At 52.8% G+C, this 3,617-nt stretch carries 3 protein-coding genes; 1 reads left to right on the top strand and 2 read right to left on the bottom strand.

Features of this window, described 5'->3' with window-relative positions; translation table 11 throughout:
- Positions 1–259: 259 nt before the first annotated feature.
- A complete protein-coding gene (locus M3200_RS04110; protein WP_022382273.1) occupies positions 260–1,114 on the top strand; it encodes a TM2 domain-containing protein in 855 nt (284 codons plus the stop codon).
- A gap of 65 nt (positions 1,115–1,179) precedes the next feature.
- Here M3200_RS04110 and M3200_RS04105 read toward each other — a convergent pair whose 3' ends face one another.
- Together M3200_RS04105 and M3200_RS04100 are read right to left on the bottom strand one after the other, a co-directional pair.
- Positions 1,180–2,823, bottom strand: a complete 1,644-nt coding sequence (locus M3200_RS04105) for a ClC family H(+)/Cl(-) exchange transporter (protein WP_022382272.1) — start codon at positions 2,821–2,823, stop codon at positions 1,180–1,182.
- A 56-nt stretch (positions 2,824–2,879) separates the two neighbouring features.
- On the bottom strand, positions 2,880–3,503 hold the full coding sequence (locus M3200_RS04100) for a cyclodeaminase/cyclohydrolase family protein (protein ID WP_022382271.1): 624 nt from the start codon (positions 3,501–3,503) through the stop codon (positions 2,880–2,882).
- Positions 3,504–3,617: the final 114 nt, after the last annotated feature.

The raw sequence follows: 3,617 nt of genomic DNA, 5'->3' as shown, positions 1-3,617 counted from the left end.
GGCTGCTGCCGCACCGGCCCGGAAGACATCCGCAAAGTCGCTGCATTCAGGAAATCCCTGATTGAGAAATAAGGAAATCAAAGAGGGCTGTGGAAGACTCATTTCTACGGCTCTCTTTTTATGCTCTGAGACTCTTTTCGATGAAAATCGACATTTTTCTGGAGGATAAACGGACTTTCTGTTCATTTTTTCGAAAGCTGTTCGTGATTCGTGATATAATTTATATAGATTTTATGAATGAAAGAAGGGTGAAGGGGATATGGCACAGCTTTTGCGGAGAAGGATTTACAATTACACAGTGCTGACGCTGGATAAGGAAGGATCGATTCCTGATTTCGAAATCTTTTCCGCTGCCGCTATCCGCGTCCGCGACGGCAAGGAAGTGGCGACCTACCTTTGCCCGGACTTTCCAACGGATGCGAAGAAACGGACCGAAGAAGTGAACCGGCTTCGTACCTTCATCGGCAATGACATGGTCATCACCTGCGACATCAGCGGGATGACGCCCGTCATGGAAAGTCTTTACATGAACTCGATCGAAGCCTTCTTCACGAATGCGACGCTCGACCTTCTGACCGTCGAGGAAGAAGTCGAGAAATCCGTCCCGGATCCCAAGCCGTTCCACGAAAGGATGAGCCATTTCCGCCGCGTCGTCGAGCCGCTCGAAAGAGCCCGCGGCATGCGCGAAATTTATGAAGAAGACGCCAAGGCCCTCTTCGGCTATCAGGAAGGTTATCCGTACTGGCTCTGCTCGCTTCCCTATGAGGAAGAAAGATACATGGCCAAGCGCCTTCTTTCGAAGAGAAAGAAATTCTGGAAAGCCCTCCTCTGCTGGATGGTCGGCTGTCATTACTTCTACCTCGGCCACCCGAGAAGAAATATCCTGTACCTCCTGACCCTGGGCGGATGCTTCCTCTGGATGCTGAGCGACCTCTACCGACTGCCCGTACTCCTTGACGTGGAAAATGGAAGAATCGCTGCTGAAGTCTACAAGAATGCGCCGAAGGTGAACCGTCCTTCCATCATCCGCTGGGCGCCCTACACCGGCGAAGACTCCGCAGATGAAGGCGGAAGAAGAGGCCTCATGTCCGGCCTCATGCATTTCTTCAGATAAAAAGAAAAGAGCTTTGAAAAGATGATTTCTCATTTTTCCAAAGCTCTTTTCTTTATGCTTAGTTTTCAAATCTTTCGTATATGGTCTTTAGGCAGCTGTTCTTCGCCCAGTTTCTGGAGCCGTTCCGCGTTCTTGGCGGCGGTCAGGACGTAGATGAAGTCGCCTGCTTTGAGGACGGTTTCCGGATCCGGGATCATGTTCTGTCCGTCTCTCTTGACATTGACGACGACGGTCTGTTTCAAGTGTGGTACGCGGGAGAGAGGCTTGTTTTCCAAAATGGAACCGCTTGCAATCGGTACCTCGACGATGGTTCTCTGCTCTTCCGCTTTTTTGTCAGGATGAGAGGCAAGGGAACGTTTCAGGAGGGAATCGTAAATCGGTTCGCCGTGGAGAAGCTCGGCTACGATATATGCGACGGCCGATGCAAGGGCCAGCGACATCAGGTGGCCGAAGTCGCCCGTCATTTCAAGGATGAGGAGCGTCCCGGTGATCGGGGAGCGGACGCTCGCCGCGAAAAGGGAGACCATGCCGATGATGACGATATTCGGGATATAGATATCCGTGATGAGACCCATCATAACCATGACGCGGCCCTCCGCAGCACCGAGAAGCGCGCCGATGACAAGGAGCGGAAGGAAGAAACCGCCAGGCACGCCGCAGCCGTAGCTGATCAGCGTGAAAATATATTTCCCTACGAAAAGAAGGAGAATCATGGAGAGCGTGTACGGATATTCAGCGAGCTTGTCGACGAGGAAATTGCCTCCGCCGAGGACATCCGGCAGGGTAAAGCCCAGAAAGCAGGCGGAAAGAAGCGCAAAGGCGATCTTCATGAAGTTGTTCCTGAAAATGGGGAGATTATAGAACTTACTGATGTTGAGAAGTCCCCAGTTAAAGAAGATGCCGGCAAACCCGGATGCAATCGCAAGGATGACGACGTAGCCCAGATGGTTGGCAGGGACGGGGACGAGGTGGGTGATCGTGAAGCTGGTGTTCGTCCCGAAGAAGAAACGTGTCACGATCGTCGCCGTGATGGCAGATGTCATCGTCGGAAGAAGAACGGCACCTGAGAAATTGCGGTGGAGTTCTTCGAGGGCGAACATCATACCGGCCAGAGGCGCATTGAAGGCAGCGGCAAGGCCTGCGCTCGCGCCGCTCGTGATGAGGTAGCGCTCTTCCATGCGTGTCCTTCCCAGCAAGCGCGACATGCCCTGAGCGGCGACGGCGCCGATCTGAATCGATGGCCCTTCGCGGCCGAGCGACAGCCCCGCACCGATGCCGACAGCACCGGCCAGGATTTTCACCCAGAGGATGCGGATCCAGCGCATGCGCATGACGCCTAAGATGACGCCTTTGACCTGCGGAATGCCCGAGCCTCCTGCTTCCGGCGCATAGCGGCCCATGCCGTAGAGAGCAAGACCTGCTATGGCAAGGATGGCAAGCCAGAAAAGGAGCGGCTTGAAATCACCGGCTGAAAAACCGGGAATGATATATGTGTTGTATAGAAAGATGCGGTACTTTTCCGCCTCCCCAAGGAGGAAACGGAACAGACTGATAGCCAGTCCTCCCAGTATCCCAACGAAAATGCCTTCTACGAAAAGGCGGAGCCGGAATTTGTGCCAATTGTCCAGCGCGATGTACGTTTGAAGAAGCTGGCGGTTGAAGGCTGTGGAGGACGAGGATTTATCCGTCTTCGATGAGTCCGGCTGCATAGAAACCTCCTGAAAATGAGTGAAAAGGCAAAACCGGCTTTCGCCGGCGCCTTAGATTACGGATCGACCTGATAGGTGAGGACGGCGTCAATCGCGGAGACGGCATCTTCCCAGGTACGGAATGTGTCTTTCATTTCATGTTCATAGAATTCATCGTCAATGTACTTCATATTGATCTTCACATTGATGATGGACGCATGGATGCAGGCGATAGCGCTTTGCGCGGCCATGACCGTGTCGCTGATGGCATTCTTGTTGCCATGGAAAAGAAGATCGGTGAAGCAGGGGAGAAGCTCGCTCATCGTCTGCGCCATCTGCTGCGGGACGGAAATCGCTTTCTTGAAAGCATCCCACTGCTTTTCCTGTCTTTCATCAAGAGGAAGGCTTCTGATTTCACGAAGCGTCTTCATGAGTTCCAGGAAATTGGCGGCATCCTCATCCATCAGGTCGAGGAAGATGGAGCGGGCCATATTGAATACGGAAAGGTATTCATTCGCCTTGTCGTGGAAATCTGCGTAATTCTTATTGGCTGCCGTCAGGTGGCATACCATTTCAGCCAGAGCGCATGCCTGCGCGCCGAGGAGCCCGGCTGCTGCGCCGCCTCCCGGAGCCGGGGCGCTGCTGCCCAGGTCGTCCAAAAATTCATCAATCGTTCTCTGACGGAAAGGTTTCTGATCCATAGCTGCACCTCTGTAACATACGAATTAAATATACGAAAAGACCCTCCATGAAGGAAAAGTCATTCATGCATTATTTATTATTACCCGAATTGCAATAATAAGTTGAACACCCGG

The sequence above is a fragment of the Dialister sp. CAG:357 genome (assembly GCF_000435155.1).
Lineage (GTDB): Bacteria > Bacillota > Negativicutes > Veillonellales > Dialisteraceae > Dialister > Dialister hominis.
This window is presented reverse-complemented; position numbering and strand designations above follow the sequence as displayed.

Excerpts from the sequence above, each read along its gene's own strand:
- M3200_RS04110 (WP_022382273.1), top strand. The coding sequence starts at position 260 with ATGGCACAGCTTTTGCGGAGAAGGATTTACAATTACACAGTGCTGACG.
- M3200_RS04105 (WP_022382272.1), bottom strand. The coding sequence starts at position 2,823 with ATGCAGCCGGACTCATCGAAGACGGATAAATCCTCGTCCTCCACAGCC.
- M3200_RS04100 (WP_022382271.1), bottom strand. The coding sequence starts at position 3,503 with ATGGATCAGAAACCTTTCCGTCAGAGAACGATTGATGAATTTTTGGAC.